General features: G+C 42.4%; 1 protein-coding gene. It reads right to left on the reverse strand.

Translation table 11 applies throughout. The annotated features are described in order from the left end of the window. Nucleotides 1–203 (reverse strand): hypothetical protein (locus IQR33_RS28090; protein WP_193844259.1); only part of this gene is annotated, 203 nt, incomplete at both ends.

The following is a 203-nucleotide window of genomic DNA, read 5'->3' on the forward strand; positions in this document are numbered from 1 at the left end:
AGCTCTTTTTCAAAATGATACTCTAGTCTCTCACGCCAATTTTCCGCTTGAGAAACAGGTATTAAATAAAAGTTTTCTCGGCTCGTATCAGTAACGAAAGCCATCCCATATTGCATCAGCTCATAATGCACATCATTAACAAAACCCGGATCAAGGCGTTGACGCCCAGTCAGGTGATTCACATCCTCTCGAGTCAAAGAGAC

This window comes from Vibrio sp. OPT46 (genome assembly GCF_015163535.1).
Lineage (GTDB): Bacteria > Pseudomonadota > Gammaproteobacteria > Enterobacterales > Vibrionaceae > Vibrio > Vibrio alginolyticus.